The sequence below is a fragment of the Mycobacterium tuberculosis complex sp. N0072 genome (assembly GCF_030323725.1).
GTDB classification, from domain to species: Bacteria; Actinomycetota; Actinomycetes; order Mycobacteriales; family Mycobacteriaceae; genus Mycobacterium; species Mycobacterium tuberculosis.
Window position 1 is genome coordinate 2778488 of record NZ_CP040689.1, and the last position, 22800, is coordinate 2801287.

The window sequence follows — 22800 nt, forward strand, 5'->3', positions numbered from 1 at the left end:
CCGCTTGCTCCGGCCCCCCGCGACCGTTAGCACCGAATAGCGTCCTAGAGATTTCAGGGTGTTCACGCCTCTCGTCTGAATGAAACATATAGCCCGACTGCGCCCCACTCGCCGAGACGCGCGATCCGTGTCTCTGGCGTGTCGCGGTCGTAACCCCACCGAGGCCCGCGCGTCGCGGACCCGGCAGCGGCCCGACCGCCAGCTGACCACCCTACAGTGGCGTTGTGGAATTGGTCAGCGATTCCGTGCTGATCAGCGATGGCGGCCTGGCCACCGAGCTTGAGGCGCGCGGTCACGACCTGTCCGACCCGTTGTGGTCGGCGCGGCTGCTGGTGGACGCTCCGCACGCGATCACCGCGGTGCATACCGCGTACTTTCGCGCTGGGGCCCAGATTGCCACGACTGCCAGCTACCAGGCCTCGTTCGAGGGCTTCGCGGCGCGCGGCATAGGTCATGACGACGCCACCGTGCTGCTGCGCCGCAGCGTCGAACTCGCCCAGGCTGCGCGCGACGAGGTCGGCGTTGGCGGTCTATCGGTCGCAGCCTCGGTCGGGCCATACGGCGCCGCGCTGGCTGACGGATCCGAATACCGCGGATGCTACGGCCTGTCCGTCGCAGCCTTGATGAAGTGGCATCTGCCACGGCTCGAGGTGCTAGTCGATGCCGGCGCTGACATGCTCGCCCTGGAAACCATCCCCGATATCGACGAAGCCGAAGCGCTGGTCAACCTGGTGCGGCGGTTGGCTACGCCGGCCTGGCTCAGCTACACGATCAACGGGACGCGGACTCGCGCCGGGCAACCGCTCACCGACGCGTTTGCGGTGGCCGCAGGAGTTCCCGAGATCGTCGCCGTCGGCGTCAACTGCTGCGCACCCGACGACGTGTTGCCGGCCATCGCTTTCGCCGTCGCCCACACAGGCAAACCGGTGATCGTGTACCCGAACAGCGGTGAGGGTTGGGATGGTCGGCGCCGCGCCTGGGTAGGTCCGCGGCGGTTTTCCGGATCTTCCGGGCAGCTTGCGCGGGAATGGGTTGCGGCGGGCGCGCGCATCGTGGGCGGATGCTGCCGAGTACGGCCGATCGATATTGCCGAAATCGGGCGAGCGCTGACCACCGCGCCGCCCCGAGGCTGAAAGCGAAAATTGCCTCTACTGCCTCATCGAGGCGTTACCTAGGGTTAGTTCTTGTGACCGCGAAGCCCGGCTACGCATGAGTAAGAACCGCATTATGGGCAACCAACCGGAGAAGTCAGATGTGACTGCGGCACCCGACACCGTGGAGGGCGATTCCCACACTGCAATGACACCGCGCCAGCGGCTGACCGTGTTGGCAACGGGGCTGGGCATCTTCATGGTGTTCGTGGACGTCAACATCGTCAATGTCGCATTGCCCAGCATCCAAAAGGTGTTTCACACGGGCGAACAAGGTCTGCAGTGGGCGGTCGCCGGGTACAGCCTGGGCATGGCGGCCGTGCTGATGAGTTGCGCCCTGCTGGGCGATCGCTACGGTCGCAGGCGCAGTTTTGTGTTCGGGGTCACGCTCTTCGTCGTGAGCTCTATTGTCTGTGTGCTACCGGTCAGCCTGGCAGTTTTCACGGTCGCACGAGTGATCCAAGGTTTAGGAGCGGCGTTCATCTCAGTGCTCTCGCTGGCCTTGCTAAGCCACTCCTTTCCCAATCCCCGAATGAAAGCACGGGCGATATCCAACTGGATGGCCATAGGCATGGTCGGTGCGGCATCTGCCCCCGCGCTGGGCGGGCTCATGGTCGACGGCCTCGGTTGGCGCAGCGTGTTCCTGGTGAACGTTCCGCTCGGTGCCATCGTGTGGCTGCTGACGCTAGTCGGTGTCGACGAGTCACAGGATCCCGAGCCCACTCAACTCGACTGGGTGGGACAGCTGACGCTTATCCCGGCCGTCGCCCTGATCGCATACACCATCATCGAGGCTCCCCGGTTCGACCGGCAGTCCGCCGGGTTCGTGGCGGCGTTGCTGTTAGCGGCTGGGGTACTGCTGTGGCTGTTTGTTCGACACGAACACCGCGCCGCTTTCCCGTTGGTCGATCTCAAACTGTTCGCCGAGCCGTTGTACCGATCGGTGCTGATCGTCTACTTCGTGGTGATGTCCTGCTTTTTCGGGACTCTGATGGTGATCACCCAGCACTTCCAAAATGTGCGCGACCTATCGCCGCTGCACGCGGGTTTGATGATGTTGCCGGTCCCCGCGGGATTCGGGGTGGCGAGTCTGCTGGCGGGTAGGGCGGTCAACAAATGGGGTCCTCAGCTCCCGGTGCTGACGTGCCTGGCGGCCATGTTCATCGGGTTGGCGATTTTCGCGATCTCGATGGACCACGCGCATCCAGTGGCCCTTGTTGGCCTGACGATCTTTGGCGCGGGAGCCGGCGGCTGCGCCACACCGCTGTTGCATCTTGGAATGACCAAGGTCGATGATGGCCGTGCCGGCATGGCCGCCGGGATGCTCAATCTGCAGCGGTCGCTGGGCGGCATTTTCGGCGTCGCCTTCCTGGGCACCATTGTCGCGGCCTGGTTGGGTGCCGCGCTGCCGAACACCATGGCCGACGAAATTCCCGATCCCATCGCTCGCGCGATCGTTGTCGACGTCATCGTGGACAGCGCGAATCCGCATGCCCACGCGGCATTTATCGGGCCAGGACACCGGATAACTGCGGCGCAGGAGGATGAGATCGTACTGGCCGCCGACGCGGTCTTCGTGAGCGGAATCAAGCTCGCGTTGGGCGGCGCCGCCGTATTGCTGACCGGCGCGTTCGTCCTTGGTTGGACGCGCTTCCCCCGGACCCCCGCCAGCTAAGTGGTCTCGCTCGGTGCGCCCCCACAGTCCCTGCGCCGAGATCGACGTTAGCGTCACGCCTTATGGTGATTTTCCGCTCTGGCGTGGATCTCGGCGCATGTCGGGTGGCGACCACCAAGCCACGCCACGGCCGCACCACCCGCCCATGGCTCAGGCGGTTTGCGCGGAGAGCTTCCGGTACTCGAGCACCGTGTCGATGATGCCGTAGTCCTTAGCCTCTTCCGCGGTCAAGATCTTGTCCCGGTCAGTGTCTTTGCGGATCACTCCGGCGTCCTTGCCGGTGTGGCGGGCCAGCGTGGTTTCCATCAGGGTGCGCATCCGCTCGATCTCGGCGGCCTGGATCTCCAGATCGGAGAACTGTCCCTGGATCACGCCCGACAACGACGGCTGATGGATCAACACCCGCGCATTCGGCAGCGCCATGCGCTTGCCCGGTGTTCCGGCGGCCAGCAGCACCGCAGCCGCCGAGGCGGCCTGGCCCAGACACACCGTCTGGATATCGGCCCGCACGTATTGCATGGTGTCGTAGATCGCCATCAGCGAGGTGAACCCACCGCCCGGCGAGTTGATGTACATGGTGATATCGCGGTCGGGATCCAACGACTCCAACACCAGCAACTGTGCCATGATGTCGTTCGCCGACGCGTCGTCGACCTGGACGCCGAGGAAGATGATGCGTTCCTCGAACAGCTTGTTGTATGGATTGGACTCCTTGACCCCGAAGCTGGAGTGCTCGATGAACGACGGCAGGATGTAGCGCGCCTGGGGCTGGATCTGAGAATTTTGGGAATTCACTGTGCTTCTCCATTGACGTGGGCGCGGGTGATGATGTGATCGACGAAACCGTATTCCAGGGCTTCGGCGGCGGTGAACCAGCGGTCGCGATCGGAATCCGCCTCAATGCGCTCGATCGGCTGGCCGGTGAATTCGGCGTTGAGCCGGAACATTTCTTTCTTGATCACGGCGAACTGCTCGGCCTGGATGGCGATATCGGCCGCGCTGCCGGTCACCCCGCCCAACGGCTGGTGCATCAGGATGCGAGCATGCGGCAGCGCGTAGCGCTTGCCCTTGGTACCTGCCGCCAGCAGGAACTCGCCCATCGAGGCGGCCATGCCCATCGCGTAGGTGGCGATGTCACAGGGCGCCAGCACCATGGTGTCGTAGATCGCCATGCCGGCGCTGATCGATCCACCCGGCGAATTGATGTAGAGGCTGATGTCCTTGCTGGCGTCTTCGGCGGCCAGCAGCAGAATCTGAGCGCATAACCGGTTGGCGATCTCGTCGTTCACCTCCGAGCCCAGGAAGATGATGCGCTCGGAGAGCAAGCGCTCGTAGACCGAATCCGTGAGGCTAAGACCCTGCGAGTTCGAACGCATGTCAGTCACTTGGCTCACAGTGGGGCACCTGCTTTCCTCGAGTTCTTCTATGCTCCGACACTAACCAACCAGGCTGGCTGTTTCGCGGTCACGCACCCCCTGAAACCGGCGCGTTCGCTTACAGCGTCATACGGTCACGTTGTCGCTTCGTCGGACGCCGCCCGCGCGGCACCCTCGTCTGCCGGTTCGGCCTCCTCAGCCTCACCGGCCGACACACGCTTGCCGAAGAACTCACTGGTATCGATCGTGTTTCCGTCACTGTCGGTGACCGTCGCCGCCTCCACTGCGGCCCTGATCGCCAGCTCGCGCCGCACGTCAGCGAACATGGTCGGCAGCTGGTTGCGCTCTTGGAGGTAGCCGAACAGCTGCTGCGGCTCGATGCCGTATTGCCGAGACGTCGTCACCAGTCGTTCGGTCAGATCATCCTGGCCAACTTGGACCTGCAGCTCGTCGGCCAGGGCGTCTAGCAACAGCTGCCTCTTGACGTCCTTTTCTGAGGCGGTGCGCGCCTCGGCATCGAACGCCGCGCGTGACGAGCCTTGCTCGACGAGCAACTCATTGAACCGGGCTTCGTCGTGATTAAGACCGCTGAGCGCGCTGTGCAGCACGCTGTCGAATTGGGCCTGCACATACGACTCCGGCAACGGCACGTCGACCTGTTCGAGTAGCGCATCGATGGTGGCGTTTCGAATCTGCTCGGCCTGCTGGGCGCGCTTGGCCTGGCGCACCTGGTCGCTGAGGCTGGCCCGCAATTCGTCGATGCTGTCGAACTCGCTGGCTAACTGCGCGAATTCGTCGTCGGGCTCTGGTAGTTCGCGCTCCTTAACCGACCTGACCGTGACGGTAACCTGAGCTTCCTGCCCGGCGTGCTCGCCGGCTGCCAGCTTGGCGGTGAAGACCCGGGACTCGTCGGCGGACAGACCAACAACCGCGTCGTCGAGACCTGCGATGAGCCGGCCGGAGCCGACCTCGTGGGAGAGTCCCTCAGCGGCTGCGTTCGGTATGTCCTCTCCGTCGACCGTGGCAGACAAGTCGATCGAGACGACGTCGCCGACGGCCACCGGCCGGTCCACCGCGGTCAGGGTGCCGAACCGGGTACGTAACGACTGCAGTTCGGCGTCGACGTCGTCCTCACCGATTTCGATCGGATCCACCGAGACCGTCAGCGCGCTCAGGTCCGGGAGACTGATCTTCGGGCGGATGTCGACCTCGGCGGTGAATTGCAGGTCCTGGCCGTACTCCTTCTTGGTCACCTCGATGTTGGGCCGGCCGAGCGGTTGGACATCCGACTCGGCCACCGCCTGTCCGTACCGGCTGGGCAGCGCATCGTTGACGATTTGATCCAGCATGGCCTCCCGGCCGATGCGGGCTTCGAGTAGTTTGGCCGGCGCCTTCCCGGGCCGGAAGCCGGGCAGCCGCACCTGTTTGGCCAGCTCTTTGTAGGCCCGCTGGAAATCCGGCTCAAGCTCGGCGAATGGCACCTCCACGTTGATACGAACCCGGGTGGGGCTCAACTGCTCGACGGTGCTCTTCACGGGTGTGCTCCTTGGTAGTCGATAACGGCGGTCGGCTGGTCGGGGTGACAGGATTTGAACCTGCGGCCTTCCGCTCCCAAAGCGGATGCGCTACCAAGCTGCGCTACACCCCGCGCTGACCTCGCGATCCTACGGCCCGGCGACACCGGCACCGCAATGACCTCTTGAGACCTCACGGGAAGGTCTCAAAACGACTCCGATTAGATTTGATGTCTGTCACCACGTACAGTCGCGCTCGACTAAATACATGCGGGCGTAGCTCAATGGTAGAGCCCTAGTCTTCCAAACTAGCGACGCGGGTTCGATTCCCGTCGCCCGCTCGGGCCATGCGTTTGTTCGGCAGAAAGGCGCCATGCGCGACCCATGAATCAGCCTGACATCAAGGGCTCGTGCGCGTCGGAGTTCACCAAGGTACGCGACGCGTTCGAGCGCAACTTTGTGCTGCGCAACGAGGTCGGCGCGGCCGTCGCGGTGTGGGTCGACGGGGATCTTGTCGTCAACCTGTGGGGCGGCTCCGCCGACGCCGGCGGTACCCGGCCCTGGCAGCACGACACGCTGGCCACCGTGCTGTCCGGTACCAAGGCACTAACGGCCACGTGTGTGCATCAGCTCGTCGATCGCGGTGAGCTTGACCTGCATGCGCCGGTGGCACGCTACTGGCCCGAGTTCGGACAGGCGGGTAAGCAGGCCATCACGCTGGCGATGGTGATGAGCCACCGCTCCGGGGCGATCGGGCCGCGCGGACGGCTGGGCTGGGAGCAGGTCGCCGATTGGGATTTTGTCTGCGAGCAACTGGCCGCCGCCGAACCGTGGTGGCAGCCGGGTGCCGCGCAGGGCTACCACATGACCACCTTCGGTTTCATCCTCGGCGAAGTGTTCCGCCGCGTCACAGGCCGTACGGTCGGTCAATACCTGCGTACCGAGATCGCTGAGCCGCTGGGTGCGGACGTCCACATTGGCTTGCATCCCGGCGAACAGCTCCGCTGCGCCGATCTAGTTGATAAGCCGCACATCCGCCAATTGCTGGCCGACGTCCAAGCCCCCGGCTACCCCACCAGCCTAAACGAACATCCCAAGGCTGCATTGTCGGTGTCGATGGGCTTCGCCCCCGACGACGAACTCGGCTCCAACGACCTGCAGCTGTGGCGTCAGATCGAATTCCCCGGCACCAACGGCCAGGTGTCTGCGCTGGGGCTGGCGACGTTCTACAACGGGCTTGCCCAGGAGAAGCTGCTCAGCCGCGAGCACATGGAGCTGGTCCGGGTCTCACAGGGCGGCTTCGACACCGATCTGGTGCTCGGCCCGAGGGTCGCCGACCATGGCTGGGGTCTGGGCTACATGCTCAACCAGCGCGGCGTCAATGGACCCAACCCACGGATTTTCGGGCATGGTGGCCTCGGCGGCTCGTTTGGGTTCGTCGACCTCGAGCACCGGATCGGCTACGCCTACGTGATGAACCGCTTCGACGCCACCAAGGCCAACGCGGATCCGCGCAGCGTCGTCCTGTCCAACGAGGTCTACGCCGCGCTCGGGGTAAACCGTTCCTAGACGGCTAGCCACCAGGCGGTCAGGTCTGACAGACCGGGCACCAGAAAACATTGCGGCCCTCGAGCAGTGCCGTGCGGATCACTCCCCCACACACCCGACACGGCTCGCCGGCTCGGCGGTACACATAGGTGCGGGGCCGGTCGGGCAGATATGACGGCAGACCATGGTCATGTTCGGGGCGCACCACGATGATCTTGCCGCGGCGCAAGCCCACCTTCATCAACGACACCAGATCGTTCCAGGCCGCGTCGAATTCCGGCTCACCGATCCCGCGGCCGGGCCGCTGTGGGTCGATCCGGTGCCGAAAAAGCAACTCATTACGGTAGACGTTGCCAACACCGGCGATCACCGTTTGGTCCATCAAGAGCGCGCCTATGGGCCTGCGAGACTTGGTGATCCGAGACCATGCCGACGACGGGTTGGCGTCGCTACGCAACGGGTCGGGTCCCAGCCTGGCAACCACGTCCGCAACCTCGCCGTCGTCGATCGACTCACACACCGTCGGGCCGCGCAAGTCGGTGCCGAATTCTGCCCCGACCATCCGCATCCGCACCTGCCCCGCGGGTTCGGGTAGCCACCCATCTGTGGGGCGTGCCCATTCGGTGAAGGTGCCATAGAGCCCGAGATGCACGTGCACCACGGGGCCGCCGACGTAGTGATGGAACAGGTGTTTGCCCCAGGCACTGGCCCGCCGCAACACCCGACCGTTGAGCGCGGAAGCCGAATCGGCGAACCGGCCCTGGGGGCTGGACACCGAGACCGGCGCACCGGCGAACCGGCGCTGGTGCAGCCGGGCCAGCCGATGCAGCGTATGCCCCTCAGGCACGGGAGTCAGGCCGGAGCGCCGGGCACCGGCGGCGCTTCGTGGGTCCGTTCGTACTCGGCGAGAATGTCGATACGCCGTTGGTGGCGTTGCGCTTTCGACCACGGCGTGGTGACGAAGGCGTCGACTATCGCCAGTGCCTCGGCCACCGTGTGCATGCGGCCGCCGATGCCGATCAATTGGGCGTTGTTGTGCTCGCGAGCCAGCGCCGCGGTCTGCACACTCCAGGCCAGCGCGCAGCGAGCGCCGGGCACCTTGTTGGCGGCGATCTGCTCCCCGTTGCCCGATCCGCCCAGCACGATGCCCAGGCTGCCCGGATCGGCGACAGTGCGCGTCGCTGCGGCAATGCAGAATGCCGGGTAGTCGTCGTCGGCGTCGTAGCGCAACGCGCCGCAGTCGATCGGCTCGTGGCCGGTTTGCTTCAGGTGCTCGATGATCCGCTGCTTGAGCTCATATCCGGCGTGGTCGGCCCCCAGGTAGACGCGCATGCCCGACATTGTGCCCGACACACTGCCGGGCGCCGGCGCGGGCGCCCGCCGATAGTGAATTCGGCGACAAGAACCCGGGCGTGTTCCGGCGCCGAATTCACTATCGGCGGCTAGTCGAACTGAGGCGGCTCGGTGCGGGTCCGCTTGAGCTCAAAAAAGTGCGGGTAGGAAGCGAAGGTAACCGAGGCATCCCAGAGCTTGCCGGCTTCCTCGCCGCGCGGAATCTTCGAGAGCACCGGCCCGAAGAACGCCACACCATTGACATGGATCGTCGGCGTACCGACGTCCTCGCCCACCGCGTCCATCCCGGCGTGGTGGCTTTTGCGCAGGGCGTTGTCGTAAGCGTCGCTGGTAGCGGCCTTGGCCAACTCCGCGGGCAGACCGGCGTCCGCCAGCGACTGGGTGATGACCTCGTCGAGTTCGTGGTTGCCCTGGTTGTGAATCCGGTTGCCCATCGCGGTGTACAGCGGGTCCAGGACTTTCGCCCCATGGGCCTGCTCGGCGGCGATCGCCACCCGTACCGGTCCCCATGCCCTCGCCATGCCTTCGCGGTATTGCTCGGGCAGGTCGTCACGGTTTTCGTTGAGTATTGCCAGGCTCATGACGTGGAAGTTCACCTCGATGTCGCGGACCTTTGCCACCTCGAGGATCCAGCGCGACGTGATCCAGCACCACGGGCACAGCGGATCGAACCAGAAATCGGCGACAGACTTCTGGGGGGCCTTCTCGAGCATGGCGCGGTCCTCTCGTTGGAGTCAGCAGCGGTGAGTACACCGCCCAGCACAACCACGGCCGCCCCGCACCTGTTCCCGCCGACCCGGTTAAGTTGGACGCCGTGGCCCTTCCAAACCTCACGCGGGACCAAGCCGTCGAACGCGCCGCCCTGATAACCGTGGACAGCTACCAGATCATTCTCGATGTGACCGACGGTAACGGCGCTCCCGGCGAACGCACCTTCCGGTCGACCACCACCGTGGTGTTCGACGCACTCCCCGGCGCCGACACGGTCATCGACATCTCCGCCCACACCGTGCGCCGCGCCAGCCTCAACGACCAAGACCTGGACGTCTCGGGATATGACGAGGCGGCCGGGATCCCGTTGCGCGGACTGGCCCAGCGCAACGTCGTCGTCGTCGACGCCGACTGCCACTACTCCAATACCGGCGAGGGCCTGCATCGGTTTGTCGATCCGGTGGACGGCGAGACCTACCTGTACTCGCAATTCGAAACCGCCGACGCCAAGCGCATGTTCGCCTGCTTCGACCAACCCGACCTCAAGGCCACGTTTGACGTGCGGGTGACCGCGCCCGCGCACTGGAAGGTGATCTCCAACGGCGCGCCGCTGGCCGCGGCAAACGGCGTACACACCTTCGCCACTACCCCGCGGATGAGCACCTATCTGGTGGCCTTGATCGCCGGACCATACGCGGCCTGGACGGACACTTACATCGACGACCACGGGGAAATCCCACTCGGCATCTATTGCCGGGCCTCGCTTGCCGAATACATGGACGCCGAGCGGCTGTTCACCCAAACCAAGCAGGGATTCGGCTTCTACCACAAGCACTTTGGCCTGCCATACGCGTTCGGCAAGTACGACCAGCTCTTCGTCCCCGAATTCAACGCCGGCGCAATGGAAAACGCCGGCGCGGTGACCTTCTTGGAGGACTACGTCTTCCGCAGCAAGGTCACCCGGGCATCCTATGAGCGGCGCGCGGAGACCGTGCTGCACGAGATGGCCCACATGTGGTTCGGCGACCTGGTCACCATGACCTGGTGGGACGATCTGTGGCTGAACGAGTCCTTCGCCACCTTCGCCTCGGTGCTGTGCCAAAGCGAGGCCACCGAATTCACCGAGGCTTGGACGACGTTTGCGACCGTGGAGAAGTCTTGGGCGTATCGCCAAGACCAGCTGCCGTCGACGCACCCGATCGCCGCCGACATCCCCGACCTGGCCGCTGTCGAGGTGAACTTCGACGGGATCACCTACGCCAAGGGCGCCTCGGTGCTCAAACAGCTCGTTGCCTACGTCGGGCTGGAGCGCTTTCTGGCCGGCCTGCGTGACTACTTCCGCACGCACGCTTTTGGCAATGCCAGCTTTGACGATCTGCTGGCCGCGTTGGAAAAGGCCTCGGGCCGCGACCTGTCGAATTGGGGCGAGCAGTGGCTGAAGACGACCGGGCTCAACACCCTGCGACCAGATTTCGAGGTTGATGCCGAGGGCAGGTTCACCCGGTTCGCGGTGACACAGAGCGGTGCGGCACCCGGCGCAGGTGAGACCAGGGTGCATCGGTTGGCGGTGGGCATCTACGACGATGATGGTTCCAAGAGTTCCGGCAAGCTGGTCCGGGTGCACCGCGAGGAACTCGATGTCTCCGGTCCGATCACGAACGTCCCTGCGCTGGTTGGCGTTTCGCGCGGGAAACTGATTCTGGTCAACGACGACGACCTGACCTACTGTTCGCTGCGGCTGGACGAGCGGTCGCTACAGACCGCGCTAGACCGCATCGCCGACATCGCCGAGCCGCTGCCGCGCACGCTGGTGTGGTCGGCCGCCTGGGAAATGACCCGTGAAGCCGAACTGCGTGCCCGCGACTTCGTGTCACTGGTGTCCGGCGGCGTGCACGCAGAAACGGAGGTCGGGGTCGCGCAGCGGCTGCTGCTACAGGCGCAGACAGCGTTGGGTTGCTATGCCGAGCCCGGCTGGGCCCGGGAGCGGGGATGGCCGCAGTTCGCCGACCGGCTGCTGGAGTTGGCGCGCGAAGCCGAGCCTGGGTCGGATCATCAGCTGGCCTATATCAACTCGCTGTGTTCGTCGGTGTTGTCCCCCCGGCATGTGCAGACCCTAGGGGCGTTGCTCGAGGGTGAGCCCGCCGCATGTGGATTGGCAGGCTTAGCCGTCGACACCGACCTGCGCTGGCGGATCGTAACCGCGCTGGCCACCGCGGGCGCCATCGACGCCGACGGGCCGGAGACACCGAGAATCGACGCCGAGGTGCAGCGCGACCCGACTGCCGCCGGAAAGCGGCATGCCGCCCAGGCCCGCGCGGCGCGGCCACAGTTCGTCGTCAAGGACGAGGCATTCACCACGGTGGTCGAGGACGACACCCTGGCCAACGCCACTGGCCGCGCGATGATCGCCGGCATTGCCGCACCCGGACAAGGCGAGCTGCTCAAGCCGTTCGCGCGACGCTACTTTCAGGCGATCCCCGGAGTATGGGCACGGCGATCCAGCGAAGTCGCGCAATCGGTGGTGATTGGCCTGTATCCGCACTGGGACATCAGCGAGCAGGGCATCACCGCCGCCGAGGAGTTCCTCAGCGACCCCGAGGTTCCGCCCGCATTGCGCCGGCTGGTGCTCGAGGGCCAGGCCGCGGTGCAGCGATCGTTGCGGGCCCGCAACTTCGACGCTGACGGCTAGCCCTCACCGCGAGGGCGCGTGTCTGTACAACGACACGCCGCATCGGGCGTACATTCGGGCGTGCTCGCCGGGTCAGCCCGGCGCGATCCCCGCGCTGAGCACGCGGATCGCGCTGATCAGCCCATCTACCAGCTCACCCTGCTCGAACGCTGAGGAAGCGGCGGCAACCCCGAGCGGAGCCGCCGACTCGGCACCGCGGCCGCGGACTTGCGAGCCGTAGACCACTTCGATGGCGCACTGGTTGGGCGAGACCGCGAGCAGCACAGCATTGTCCGGCGTGGGCACCTTGCCCAAGATCTCGCGGGCCCGCGCGGCGGTGTCACGACCCAAGTCGCCGAGGTAGATGGCGAACCTCACCTGACACGCCCGCGAGCTGTAGGTCAGCGCGTCGTCCAGGGCGACGAGATCTGCGATGGGGAACGGGTAGTGCACGGACAGTTCCCCGGGCTCGGTGACCCCCGAGATCCGTCCGCTGGTGGTCAGCACCCAACCCGGCGGCAGCTCGGCGTGCTCAATCGTCGCAACGTCACCACGTGCCACTGGCCCCACCTCCAACCGTGAACTCCGATGCGTCATGCCCGTGTCCGCCGTGCGCGCTGCCAACGACCTCGTCGGTGGCGGCCCACAGGATGGGCGGGTGTGTCCAAGGCTCCGACAGTTTGTAGGTTGCCGGGTGAGGTCCCTTGCGCGACCAGATCAGCACAGACAGCACAACCACCAGCAACAACGGGATACCGACAAAGAAGAGGTGGATCTCCATAGCACTCACGACGCAAACCGTATCCCACCGGGTTTTCAGGCCGCACCCTCACCGAGGTATCGCGCCCAGGACGGGTCCAGCTCCTTGACCGCCGACAGCAGTCGCCAGTGCGGTCCCGTGGGCGGCAGCGGCGCCCGGCGGAGTGCCCAGCCAAGCTCGGTCAACAGCCTGTCACCCTTGCGGTGGTTACACGGCGAGCAGCACGCAACGCAGTTCTCCCAGGAGTGGGCACCGCCCCGGCTGCGGGGTACCACGTGGTCGACGGTGTCGGCCTTGCCGCCGCAGTAGGCACAACAGAACCGGTCCCGATGCATGAGCGCGGCCCGGGTCATCGGAACCCGGGCACGGTAGGGAACCCGGACATAGGAGCGCAACTGGATCACCGACGGGACCAGGATCGATCTGGTCGCCGAGTGGATGACCGGCCCGGACGGGTCTTCGTGCACCACGTCGGCCTTGCCACAGATCACCATGACAATCGCCCGCCGCATCGACAACGCGGTAAGCGGCTCGTAGGTGGAGTTCAGGAGCAGCACCCGCCGGCGGTTCCAGATCGATGCGCTCTCGTGACGGTTCGGTGGATGGGTCTCGACGCCTGACGCGAGTCGGTGGGAGTGGACACTGTGCAGGCATGAAGCGGGCCCGGTTACGCCTGCCGCGACACCGGAACTGCGGTGGCCGCGGCGCTTCTTGCCGTGCGCCATAGGTCCTCCGCCGAACAGTCCACCATGATTCGCGGCTAATCGCACGCCAAATGCCACGTCCACACCGTGTCGCTCCGGTGAACAAACCGGGGGCTGGCTGGTCGGCCACGACAAATAGACCACAATGGAGGGGATGGATCAGATGCCGAAGTCTTTCTACGACGCGGTCGGCGGCGCCAAAACCTTCGACGCGATCGTGTCGCGTTTCTATGCGCAGGTCGCCGAGGACGAAGTACTGCGGCGGGTGTACCCCGAAGATGACTTAGCCGGCGCCGAGGAACGATTGCGGATGTTCCTCGAGCAGTACTGGGGCGGCCCACGAACCTACTCGGAGCAGCGCGGCCACCCCCGATTGCGGATGCGGCATGCCCCGTTTCGGATCTCGCTCATCGAACGCGACGCCTGGCTGCGGTGCATGCATACGGCTGTGGCCTCCATCGACTCAGAAACGCTCGATGACGAGCACCGTCGAGAGTTGCTGGATTATCTGGAGATGGCCGCTCACTCGCTGGTCAACTCCCCGTTTTGATGGACCAACACCAGCGACCGGATCCAATGGGCCCCGGCTCTCCTCGCGCCAGCGCTCGTCGACCGGAGCCAGATCCGATGGGCGAGCCGTGGTGGTCGCGAGCCGTGTTCTACCAGGTCTATCCCCGATCGTTCGCCGACAGCAACGGCGACGGGGTGGGCGACCTGGACGGGTTGGCGAGCCGGCTTGACCACCTGCAACAGCTCGGTGTCGACGCGATCTGGATCAACCCGGTCACCGTCTCGCCGATGGCAGACCACGGATACGACGTCGCCGATCCCCGCGACATCGACCCACTCTTCGGCGGGATGCCGGCGTTCGAACGGTTGGTCGCTGCGGCACACCGGCAGGGCATCAAAGTCACCATGGACGTGGTGCCCAACCACACCACTTCGGCGCACCCATGGTTTCAGGCCGCGCTGGCTGACCTCCCGGGTAGCCCGGCGCGGGATCGCTATTTCTTTCGCGACGGGCGGGGCCCCGACGGGTCGCTGCCGCCGAACAACTGGGAGTCGGTGTTCGGCGGGCCGGCCTGGACCCGAGTGCGCGAACCGGACGGCAACCCGGGCCAGTGGTACCTGCACCTTTTCGACACCGAACAGCCGGACCTGAACTGGGACAACCCGGAAATCCTTGACGACTTCGAGAAAACACTGCGCTTCTGGCTGGACCGCGGCGTGGATGGCTTCCGCATCGACGTGGCGCACGGCATGGCCAAGCCCCCGGGCCTGCCGGACTCACCGGACCTGGGCATCGAGGTGCTGCACCACCGCGATGACGACCCGCGCTTCAACCACCCGAATGTGCACGCGATTCACCGCGACATCCGCACGGTGATCGACGAGTACCCCGGAGCGGTAACCGTCGGCGAGGTGTGGGTACACGACAACGCCCGCTGGGCGGAGTATCTGCGGCCCGACGAACTGCATCTCGGCTTCAATTTCCGGCTGGCGCGAACCGAGTTCGACGCCGCCGAGATCCGCGACGCGGTGGCGAACTCCCTGGCCGCCGCGGCGCTGCAGAACGCGACCCCAACCTGGACGCTGGCCAATCACGATGTGGGACGGGAGGTTAGCCGCTACGGCGGCGGCGAGATCGGGCTGCGCCGGGCCAAGGCGATGGCGGTGGTGATGCTCGCCCTGCCGGGCGTGGTCTTCCTCTACAACGGCCAGGAACTGGGTTTGCCCGACGTGGACCTGCCCGACGAGGTGCTGCAGGATCCGACGTGGGAACGCTCGGGACGCACCGAACGCGGTCGCGATGGCTGCCGGGTGCCGATTCCCTGGTCGGGCAACATTCCCCCGTTCGGGTTCTCGACGTGTCCAGACACCTGGTTGCCGATGCCGCCGGAATGGGCGGCGCTGACCGCCGAAAAACAACGCGCTGATGCCGGCTCGACCTTGTCGTTTTTTCGACTTGCACTCAGATTACGTAGGGAACGAAATGAATTCGACGGCGACGTCGACTGGCTGGCCGCGCCCGACGATGCGCTGATATTCCGGCGTCACGGCGGGGGTTTGGTGTGCGCGCTCAACGCCGCTGAGCGTCCGCTGGCGCTGCCGGCAGGTGAACCCATCCTGGCCAGCGCACCGTTGACCGACGCCACGTTGCCACCCAATGCCGCGGCCTGGCTGGTGTAGCGGCATTCCGAGCTATGCCTGCCCGACATATAAGCGCATACGCATCCTAGGCGGGCACCGTCTAGGTATGATGATGCGGATCGCCGTGCGGCTACCCGGGGAAGTCATCACCTTCGTCGATAGCGAGGTCAGCCAAATCCGCATACCCAGCCGGCGCGCCGCAGTGGTGTTGCGTGCCTCGAACGCGAGCGACGCCGCGATTCTTACCGCCACCGAACCCAATCACCACCTCGACGCACTCGCCGGACAGGCCGCAAAGCTAGCACCAACATCGATTGATGCGGCTCATCCAGCTCGCCCAGCTAGACGAGACCCGTGCCTTTACCCGCGAACTGGCCAGGCCTTACCTCGCACCGGGTAACCGTGGCACCCACCTCGAGCAGCGTAGCCAGCGAACTGCTCATGCCCTGGCCGAGCGCTGCCGCTAGCGGTGTGGTCGGCTGGCGCACCACCGCGACCGCCAGTCAGCGATACCATCGGCCGATGTCGGATACTCCGTTCGCCGAGCCCTATCCCGAGCAGCGGCCCCCCTGGGGTGTCCCGCCACCAGGTTGGGACGGATCGTCGCGGCCAGCGCCCTCGACGACTCCTCGATCGCCCGGGCGGTGGTCTCTAGTGGCGGCCCTAGCCCTTGCGGTCGTCTCATTAGGCGTGGGCATCGTCGGATGGTTTCATCGGCAACCGCACGACAAGCCATCACCGGCCCCATCCGCGCCGACGTTCACCAGCCAACAGATTTCCGACGCGAAAGAAAACGTCTGCGCCGCACACCGGATCGTGCGCCAGGCGGCCGTGCTGAATACCAATCAGGCCAACCCGGTACCCGGAGACCCGACCGGCGATTTGGCGGTGGCAGCCAACGCCCGCCTGGCGCTGTATAGCGGCGGCGACTACCTGCTGAGGCGTCTCACCGCCGAGCCAGCGACTCCTGCCGAGTTGCGCGATGCCGTCCGCTCGCTCGCCAACGCTCTACAAGAGCTTGCAGTGAACTATCTCGCTGGAGCTCCCGATTCCGTGGTAACTCCCCTGCGGCTGGCGCTGGAAAGGGACACCAGAGCCGTGGATCCGCTATGCGTGTGACGGCGATCCGGAAATGAACCATCCTCGCCCATCAGCGCAGCACCAGCGCCGCGTGGCCGCGATGCCGATAAACCGAGCCGAAGCGGGCGTCCAGACGCAACCACGCCGGCGATATCCGGACCCGGATCAGCTCGTCGGCGCTGATCGTTTCTGCGGACTGGGGAAGGAAACCCATTGCGGTCAAAGCGAACACACAGCGCATGGGTAGCCCAACGACGACATCGGCCGAGCTGACCTGGATGACCTCCTGATCGAGCAGCGATACCGGCGGACCAGCCGAACTCCCGTGCTCCTTGGCCAGCCGCGCGCCACGGTGCGCCAGGTCCAACATCACCCGGGCCGGTACGTCGTCGAGATAGGTGAAGCCGGACTCCGGCGGCAACCCACCCCGCCACGCGGAGTCCATCGAGTAACCGGGATCGACATAGCCCGAGGCATCCGTTGTGGCCAGACCGTGCGCGAGTGACCGTGCGGCCACCGACAGATCGTCGGGTCGCACCTTGCCGGCCACCACCCGACTGGCCAGCACGTCGAAGCCCGTTGCTACCCAAGCCGATAGCAATCCGGTAGACCGCGCGCGAATACGGATAACGGCGGCATCGTCGAGCCGAAGCGCGTGATCCACGAACGTGGCCAGATCCGCGCGGTGAGCCGGGTCAGGGAGCCACAACCCACGCTCAACCACCCCGCCTATCCCCGAAACCACCGTTGCAGGTACTCGCGATGGTGTGGCGATAGTCGAACCAACCGCTGTTCCTCGATATGGAACGCGGCCAGCTGCGACTCGGCGATGACCGCAGGCCTCGAGTCTGGCTCCGCGTTGACCGACCGCACCTCGTACCCGAGCGTGAAGTCGACCGCCCGCAGCCGCTTGGTCCAGATCGTCACCTGTAGCGGCGAGTCGGACAACCGCAGTTGACCCTTGTAGGTCACCCGGACATCGGCGATCAGCAGCCCGGTGGACGTGATGTCGGCTCCGAAAGCATCCTTAAGAAACGGGACCCGTGCCTCTTCGAGAATCGTGACCATGGTGGCGTGGTTGACGTGCTGATACATGTCGATGTCAGACCAGCGCACCCCCACCGGCGTGACGAACCCGACGCTCACCCCGAGATTCCTCGCCCGCTTGTCCGTGTCATGCGGCGGATCTGCCGCGCGGCGACCGACAACGTCGCCAGATCCTTCTGGCCGCTGGCACGGATGTCGTCGAGTGTCCGACGTGCCCGCGCCACCCGGGAGGCGCTGAGGTGTTCCCACTCGGCGATCTTTTGCTCGCTACTCTCGCCGGGTTCCCCCACGGCCAGCACGTCGAAACACAACGACCGTAGCGCACCGTAAATATCGTCGCGAATCGCCAAGCGCGCCAACGAATGCCAGCGGTCGTGTCGGGGCAGCTGGGATACCGCGGTCAGCAGGCCATCGGTGCCCAGCCGGTCCATCAGGGCGAAATAGGTGTCAGCGACCTCGGCGGCGTCGATGTCGGCGATGTCGGCGATGTCGATGATGTCGAGCAGGCTGTACCGGTACAGGCCGGTCGAGACACGGTAGGCCAAGTCTTCAGGCACACCCTGCGATGCGAATTCCGCAGCTGTCTTTTCGACGATGGCCTTGTCATCACCACGCAACCACTCCGACATGCGCGGTGTCAGTGCCTTGACCATGGCCGCGAATCGGTTGATCTCGGCGCCGACGGCCAAGGGCTGCGGACGGTAGTTGAGCAGCCAGCGTCCGGCACGGTCGATCAGCCGACGGGTGTCCAGCGTCAACCTGTCTGACAGCGCGATTGGCAGGTTCGCCGCACGGATCCGGCGCCAAATGTGACCGACACCGAAGATGGCATCGGTGGCGACATAGGTGCGCACGGCATCGATCGGCGTGACACCAACGTCTTCGGCGATCCGGAACGCATAGGTGATGCCGGCGGTATCCACCAGATCGTTGATCAGCATGGTGGTGACGATCTCGCGGCGCAGCTGGTGGGAACGGATCTCCGGGGTGAACCGTTCGCGCAGCGCCGTCGGGAAATAACGAGGCAACCTGGAAGCGAAGACATCCTGATCCGGTAGTTCGGTGGCTAGCACCTCCTCTTTGAGCCCCAGCTTGACGTGCGCCATCAGCGTGGCGAGTTCGGGCGAGGTGAGCCCGATGCCGGCCTCGGAGCGCCGGGCAATCTCCTTCTCCGACGGCAGCGCTTCCAATTCGCGGTTGACCCCGCGCTCAGCCACCAAATACTTGATCTGCATTGCGTGCACCGGCAGCAGGCTGGCCGCGTTGGCGCGACTGGTGCCCATCAAGTCGTTCTGATCTTCGTTGTCGGCGAGCACCAGTTGCGCTACCTCGTCGGTCATTGACTCGAGCAGCTGTGTGCGTTCGTCGGCTTTGACCGTGCCGGCGCTCACCAGCGAGTCGATCAGGATCTTGATGTTGACCTCGTGGTCCGAGCAGTCCACGCCGGCGGAGTTGTCCAGCGCGTCGGTGTTGATCCGGCCGCCGGACAGATCGAATTCGACACGGCCCAACGCCGTCACTCCGAGATTGCCACCTTCGCCAATGACCTTGGCGCGCACTTGATTCGCGTTGACTCGCACCGGATCGTTGGCGCGATCGCCGACATCAGCATCCGACTCTGACTCGGCCTTGATGTAAGTGCCGATGCCGCCGTTGAACAGCAGGTCCACCGGCGCCCGCAGAATCGCCCGAATAAGGTTGGGCGGGGCCATCTCGGCGGCCCCCCCGTCAACTGAGCCGTCGATGCCGAGGACGGCGCGGACCTGCGCGCTGAGCGGGATGGCTTTCTGTTCGCGGCTGTACACCCCGCCGCCCTCGCTGATCAGAGACCTGTCATAGTCGCCCCAGCTGGACCGGGGCAACTCGAACATCCGCCGGCGTTCGGCCCACGACACCGCGGCATCGGGGTTGGGGTCGAGGAAGATGTGGCGGTGGTCGAAGGCGGCGATCAGCCGGATGTGCTTGCTCAGCAACATGCCGTTGCCGAATACGTCGCCGCTCATGTCGCCGATTCCCACGACGGTGAAATCCTGGGTCTGGGTGTCGATCCCGATCTCTCGGAAATGCCGTTTTACGGCCTCCCAGGCCCCCCGGGCGGTGATGCCCATGGCCTTGTGGTCGTAGCCCACCGATCCGCCCGAGGCGAACGCGTCGCCCAGCCAGAACCCATAGGACTTGGCGACATCGTTGGCGATATCGGAAAAGGTGGCAGTACCTTTGTCGGCGGCCACTACCAAGTAGGCGTCGTCGCCGTCACGTCGCACCACCTCGGGCGGGGGGTTGACGCTTGCGGTCGCATGATCGACGTTGTCGGTGACATCGAGCAACCCGGAGATGAACAGCTGATAGCAGGCGACCCCTTCGGCGCGGGTGGCGTCGCGGTCGGCGGCGGGGTCGCCGGTGGGCAGCGGGGGACGCTTGACCACGAACCCGCCCTTGGCCCCGACCGGCACGATGACGGCGTTCTTCACCGCTTGCGCCTTGACCAATCCGAGAATCTCGGTTCGGAAATCGTCACGGCGGTCCGACCAGCGCAACCCGCCACGCGCAACTGGGCCGAACCTCAGATGCACGCCTTCGACGCGGGGCGAATACACAAAAATCTCGTACCGGGGACGCGGCAGCGGAAGTTCGTCGATCAACTGGGCATTGAGTTTCAGCGCCAATACATCACGGCAGCGGGCCGAACCCTGGCGTGTCACAAAGTAATTGGTGCGCAACGTGGCCTGAACCAACGACGCGAAGGCGCGCAGGATCCGGTCGGTGTCCAGGCTCACCAGCGCGTCGATGTCCGCGGCGACAGCGGCAGCGGCCGCTTGGGCATCGCGATTGCTCGCCGACCCCGACGGCACCGGAACGAAAAGCGCTTCGAACAGATCGACCAAAGACCGAACGGTAGCAGGGTGCTCGTTGAGCACCGATTCAATGTAGGACTGGCTGTACGGGAAGCCCGCCTGGCGCAGGTACTTCGCGTAGGCACGGAGCAGCACGACCTGCTGCCAAGTCAGCCCGGCACGCATCACCAGCTCGTTGAATCGGTCGATTTCGACCCGGCCGTGCCAGATCGCGGTCACCGCCTCGGCGAATCGGTGCGCGGTCGCGGCCCGCTCGGCAACCGTCGGGGCCAACGGGATCGTGGGATGCGGCGAGATCTTGAACTGATAGATCCAGACCGGCAGACCGTCCGGCCGGGTGACGGAGAACGGTCGCTCTTCGAGCACCACGACTCCCATGCTTTGCAGCATCGGCAGCAGCTGGCTCAGCGAAGCGGTGCGCCCACCGAGGAACCAGGTCAACTGGGCGACACCCTGCTCGTCGCGTTCGGAAAACACCAGCTTGACCGAATCGTCGGTCAGCTCCGTGATGACCGCAATGTCGCCAATGGCATCGGCCGGGGTGACGGCCTGTTTGTAGGCCTCGGAGAAGGCGGCAGCGTAATGCATAGCGTCGGCCTGTCCGACGGAGCCAGCCGCCGCCGCCGCGCCGATCAAACGGTCGGCCCAGGTTCGCGCGGCTTCGGTCAGCAGACCCTGGATCCGGATCCGGTTGGCTTCGGAAACGTCCACCGGCGGGGCGGCCGCCCCTTCTCCTGCCACACCCACTTCGGGTAGCCGCACCATGAAATGCATGAGTGCCCAAGGTGATTCACTGACCCGAGCGGTGAACTCCAGTCGTGTTCCCCCGAACTCGCGGACAAGGATGTCCTCGAATTGCATGCGCACGGCGGTGGTGTAGCGATCTCGGGGCATGTAGACCAGGCACGACACGAAGTACTGCAACCGATCCGCGCGCAGGAACAACAACGCCTGCCGTTGCGATCCCAAGTCCACCACGGCCCTGGCCATGGTCAGCAGGCGCTGCGCGCTCAGGGTGAACAGCTCCGGTCGCGGGACGGTCTGGATGACGTCGAGCAGCAATTGGCCTGGGTGGCTGGGATCGCTTTCGGCCATCGCCAGCGCCTCGCGGACCCGGCGCGAGATCGTCGGGATCTCCAGCACGTCCGCATTCATGGCCGCGACGCTGAAGAGCCCGACGAAGCGGTGCTCGACCACGCTGCCGTCGACGTATTCGCGGACCGCGATGGCATAGGGATAGGCGCCGTAACGCAGGTAGCTGCCGACCCGCGCTTGGGCCAACACCAGCAGTTTGTCGTCGTCGGTCAGCCGGGGACGCGAACCGGTGCGGCCCCGCAGGACGCCCATACCGCTTGACCCCTCGCCGTAGACCATCCCGTCAGCCACCCGGCACCGTTGGTAGCCCAGCAGCAGGAAGTTCCCGTCACCCAGCCAACGCAACAGTTCCCCGACGTCTTGTCGGTCGGGCGCGGAAAATCGGCCGCCGGCATTGGATTCGACTTCTCCCGCCAGCTCGCTCAGGGTGGCGATCAGCGCTGTGGCGTCGGTGGCCACCCGCTGGACGTCGGCCAGCACCTTGGGCAGCAACCGCTCCACCTCGGCGAGGCCTTTGTGATCAACGGCGGGCGAGAGCGCTACGTGCATCCAGGCCTCACCCAGGTGCGGCGACGTGCCCTCGGCCTTCGGTTCGATGCGCAGCAGCTCTCCCGTGGGGCTGCGGTGCACGTCGAACACCGGGGTCAGAATCGCCGCGTAGGCGATTCCAAGCCGGTGCAGCAGCACCGTAACGGAATCCATCAGCATGCCGCCGTGCTCGGCGACCACCTGCAGCGCCGGACCGAACCCCGCGGGATCGTCCGCCCGATAGACGGCGACACAGCTTTCACCGGCCGCGCGGTGCCGGCCAAGCCGATAATGTGCGCCCAGCATGGCGGGCGTCAGCAGGGAGGCTGGAAGCCAACTGGCCTCGGCGGCCTTGGTGGCTTCCGACGAGTCGTCGCGCGGTCCTCGATAGCTGTCGATGTAGGCCTTCGAGATCCAGTCAGGAATGTCCGCACTCGCGGTGAACGTGGTCCACGCCTCAACATCCTGCTTAGCCCCGGGATCGATCGTCATGCCGATTGCTCCCAACTCACGACGGGTACCGCTCGATTCAATTTTCCCGCTCCTGGGTGCGGCGTTCCGGACGCATCGTCACGGGGCGTGGG

Annotated in this window: 20 protein-coding genes and 2 tRNA genes; 9 read left to right on the top strand and 13 right to left on the bottom strand. The window is 65.4% G+C overall.

Going from position 1 to position 22800, the window contains the following annotated elements:
- The first annotated feature begins 224 nt into the window (after positions 1-224).
- Both mmuM and jefA read left to right on the top strand, forming a co-directional pair.
- Positions 225-1133 carry a homocysteine S-methyltransferase gene (mmuM, locus tag FF952_RS13055; protein WP_003412639.1) on the top strand — a complete coding sequence of 303 codons (909 nt, stop codon included), beginning with the start codon at positions 225-227 and terminating at the stop codon, positions 1131-1133.
- A 166-nt stretch (positions 1134-1299) separates the two neighbouring features.
- The gene (gene jefA, locus FF952_RS13060; RefSeq protein WP_003412642.1) at positions 1300-2826 is read left to right on the top strand and encodes a multidrug efflux pump JefA; all 1527 of its coding nucleotides are present in this window, start codon (positions 1300-1302) and stop codon (positions 2824-2826) included.
- Positions 2827-2976: 150 nt separating this feature from the next.
- Here jefA and clpP2 read toward each other — a convergent pair whose 3' ends face one another.
- The 4 genes from clpP2 to FF952_RS13080 all read right to left on the bottom strand — a co-directional run bounded on the left by clpP2 (position 2977) and on the right by FF952_RS13080 (position 5850).
- Positions 2977-3621: an ATP-dependent CLP protease proteolytic subunit ClpP2 gene (clpP2, locus tag FF952_RS13065; RefSeq protein ID WP_003412648.1), complete on the bottom strand. Its 645-nt coding sequence runs from the start codon at positions 3619-3621 to the stop codon at positions 2977-2979.
- A complete protein-coding gene (gene clpP1 / locus FF952_RS13070) occupies positions 3618-4220 on the bottom strand; it encodes an ATP-dependent CLP protease proteolytic subunit ClpP1 (RefSeq protein WP_003412650.1) in 603 nt (200 codons plus the stop codon). Before clpP1 ends, clpP2 begins: the two co-directional genes overlap by 4 nt.
- Before the next feature lie 116 nt (positions 4221-4336).
- A complete protein-coding gene (gene tig, locus FF952_RS13075; RefSeq protein ID WP_003412652.1) occupies positions 4337-5737 on the bottom strand; it encodes a trigger factor in 1401 nt (466 codons plus the stop codon).
- A 36-nt stretch (positions 5738-5773) separates the two neighbouring features.
- A tRNA-Pro gene (locus tag FF952_RS13080) sits at positions 5774-5850 on the bottom strand.
- Positions 5851-5986: 136 nt separating this feature from the next.
- On the opposite strand from FF952_RS13080, the gene FF952_RS13085 reads away from it, so the two are divergent.
- Positions 5987-6057, top strand: a tRNA-Gly gene (locus FF952_RS13085).
- Between the two features lie 43 nt (positions 6058-6100).
- Positions 6101-7285: a serine hydrolase domain-containing protein gene (locus FF952_RS13090; RefSeq protein ID WP_003412656.1), complete on the top strand. Its 1185-nt coding sequence runs from the start codon at positions 6101-6103 to the stop codon at positions 7283-7285.
- A 19-nt stretch (positions 7286-7304) separates the two neighbouring features.
- Here FF952_RS13090 and FF952_RS13095 read toward each other — a convergent pair whose 3' ends face one another.
- The 3 genes from FF952_RS13095 to FF952_RS13105 form a co-directional block, all read right to left on the bottom strand.
- Positions 7305-8111, bottom strand: coding sequence for an Fpg/Nei family DNA glycosylase (locus tag FF952_RS13095; protein ID WP_003412657.1), 807 nt, complete (start codon positions 8109-8111; stop codon positions 7305-7307).
- 5 nt (positions 8112-8116) lie between these two features.
- Complete coding sequence (locus FF952_RS13100) at positions 8117-8596, bottom strand: ribose-5-phosphate isomerase (RefSeq protein WP_003412660.1); 480 nt, start codon at positions 8594-8596, stop codon at positions 8117-8119.
- A 110-nt stretch (positions 8597-8706) separates the two neighbouring features.
- Entirely contained in the window at positions 8707-9330 is a 624-nt protein-coding gene (locus FF952_RS13105) for an Rv2466c family mycothiol-dependent reductase (protein WP_003412664.1), read from the bottom strand.
- Positions 9331-9431: 101 nt separating this feature from the next.
- Here FF952_RS13105 and pepN point away from each other — a divergent pair, with 101 nt between their 5' ends.
- Entirely contained in the window at positions 9432-12017 is a 2586-nt protein-coding gene (pepN, locus tag FF952_RS13110) for an aminopeptidase N (protein ID WP_003412666.1), read from the top strand.
- A 72-nt stretch (positions 12018-12089) separates the two neighbouring features.
- Here the strand turns inward: pepN and FF952_RS13115 are convergent, their stop codons facing one another.
- The 3 genes from FF952_RS13115 to FF952_RS13125 are packed head-to-tail and all read right to left on the bottom strand — an operon-like array spanning position 12090 to position 13481.
- On the bottom strand, positions 12090-12557 hold the full coding sequence (locus FF952_RS13115) for a DUF5130 domain-containing protein (protein WP_003904843.1): 468 nt from the start codon (positions 12555-12557) through the stop codon (positions 12090-12092).
- Positions 12544-12777 carry an aa3-type cytochrome oxidase subunit CtaJ gene (gene ctaJ, locus FF952_RS13120; protein WP_003412671.1) on the bottom strand — a complete coding sequence of 78 codons (234 nt, stop codon included), beginning with the start codon at positions 12775-12777 and terminating at the stop codon, positions 12544-12546. Before ctaJ ends, FF952_RS13115 begins: the two co-directional genes overlap by 14 nt.
- A gap of 35 nt (positions 12778-12812) precedes the next feature.
- A complete protein-coding gene (locus FF952_RS13125) occupies positions 12813-13481 on the bottom strand; it encodes an HNH endonuclease (RefSeq protein WP_003899334.1) in 669 nt (222 codons plus the stop codon).
- A gap of 142 nt (positions 13482-13623) precedes the next feature.
- On the opposite strand from FF952_RS13125, the gene glbO reads away from it, so the two are divergent.
- The 4 genes from glbO to FF952_RS13145 all read left to right on the top strand — a co-directional run bounded on the left by glbO (position 13624) and on the right by FF952_RS13145 (position 16730).
- Positions 13624-14010, top strand: a complete 387-nt coding sequence (gene glbO / locus FF952_RS13130) for a group 2 truncated hemoglobin GlbO (protein WP_003412688.1) — start codon at positions 13624-13626, stop codon at positions 14008-14010.
- On the top strand, positions 14010-15650 hold the full coding sequence (locus FF952_RS13135) for a glycoside hydrolase family 13 protein (RefSeq protein ID WP_003907960.1): 1641 nt from the start codon (positions 14010-14012) through the stop codon (positions 15648-15650). The genes glbO and FF952_RS13135 overlap by 1 nt, the downstream gene beginning before the upstream one ends.
- A 67-nt stretch (positions 15651-15717) precedes the next feature.
- Positions 15718-16011, top strand: a complete 294-nt coding sequence (locus tag FF952_RS13140; protein WP_003899337.1) for a hypothetical protein — start codon at positions 15718-15720, stop codon at positions 16009-16011.
- A gap of 2 nt (positions 16012-16013) precedes the next feature.
- Positions 16014-16730: a hypothetical protein gene (locus FF952_RS13145; protein WP_003412695.1), complete on the top strand. Its 717-nt coding sequence runs from the start codon at positions 16014-16016 to the stop codon at positions 16728-16730.
- A 31-nt stretch (positions 16731-16761) separates the two neighbouring features.
- On the opposite strand, the gene FF952_RS13150 is transcribed toward FF952_RS13145, so the two are convergent.
- From FF952_RS13150 to FF952_RS13160, 3 genes are read right to left on the bottom strand one after another with little or no spacing between them, the layout of a single operon-like run.
- Entirely contained in the window at positions 16762-17415 is a 654-nt protein-coding gene (locus tag FF952_RS13150; RefSeq protein ID WP_003412698.1) for a DUF8010 domain-containing protein, read from the bottom strand.
- A gap of 5 nt (positions 17416-17420) precedes the next feature.
- Positions 17421-17837 carry an acyl-CoA thioesterase gene (locus FF952_RS13155; protein ID WP_003412703.1) on the bottom strand — a complete coding sequence of 139 codons (417 nt, stop codon included), beginning with the start codon at positions 17835-17837 and terminating at the stop codon, positions 17421-17423.
- The gene (locus FF952_RS13160) at positions 17834-22708 is read right to left on the bottom strand and encodes an NAD-glutamate dehydrogenase (RefSeq protein WP_003899340.1); all 4875 of its coding nucleotides are present in this window, start codon (positions 22706-22708) and stop codon (positions 17834-17836) included. Before FF952_RS13160 ends, FF952_RS13155 begins: the two co-directional genes overlap by 4 nt.
- Positions 22709-22800: the final 92 nt, after the last annotated feature.

What these genes read in the sequence shown, in the direction of transcription:
- FF952_RS13140 (WP_003899337.1), top strand. Translation starts at nt 15,718, where the DNA reads ATGATGATGCGGATCGCCGTGCGGCTACCCGGGGAAGTCATCACCTTC.
- FF952_RS13090 (WP_003412656.1), top strand. Translation starts at nt 6,101, where the DNA reads ATGAATCAGCCTGACATCAAGGGCTCGTGCGCGTCGGAGTTCACCAAG.
- FF952_RS13105 (WP_003412664.1), bottom strand. Translation starts at nt 9,330, where the DNA reads ATGCTCGAGAAGGCCCCCCAGAAGTCTGTCGCCGATTTCTGGTTCGAT.
- FF952_RS13135 (WP_003907960.1), top strand. Translation starts at nt 14,010, where the DNA reads ATGGACCAACACCAGCGACCGGATCCAATGGGCCCCGGCTCTCCTCGC.
- FF952_RS13100 (WP_003412660.1), bottom strand. Translation starts at nt 8,596, where the DNA reads ATGCGCGTCTACCTGGGGGCCGACCACGCCGGATATGAGCTCAAGCAG.
- FF952_RS13125 (WP_003899334.1), bottom strand. Translation starts at nt 13,481, where the DNA reads ATGGCGCACGGCAAGAAGCGCCGCGGCCACCGCAGTTCCGGTGTCGCG.
- ctaJ (WP_003412671.1), bottom strand. Translation starts at nt 12,777, where the DNA reads ATGGAGATCCACCTCTTCTTTGTCGGTATCCCGTTGTTGCTGGTGGTT.
- FF952_RS13160 (WP_003899340.1), bottom strand. Translation starts at nt 22,708, where the DNA reads ATGACGATCGATCCCGGGGCTAAGCAGGATGTTGAGGCGTGGACCACG.
- glbO (WP_003412688.1), top strand. Translation starts at nt 13,624, where the DNA reads ATGCCGAAGTCTTTCTACGACGCGGTCGGCGGCGCCAAAACCTTCGAC.
- jefA (WP_003412642.1), top strand. Translation starts at nt 1,300, where the DNA reads ATGACACCGCGCCAGCGGCTGACCGTGTTGGCAACGGGGCTGGGCATC.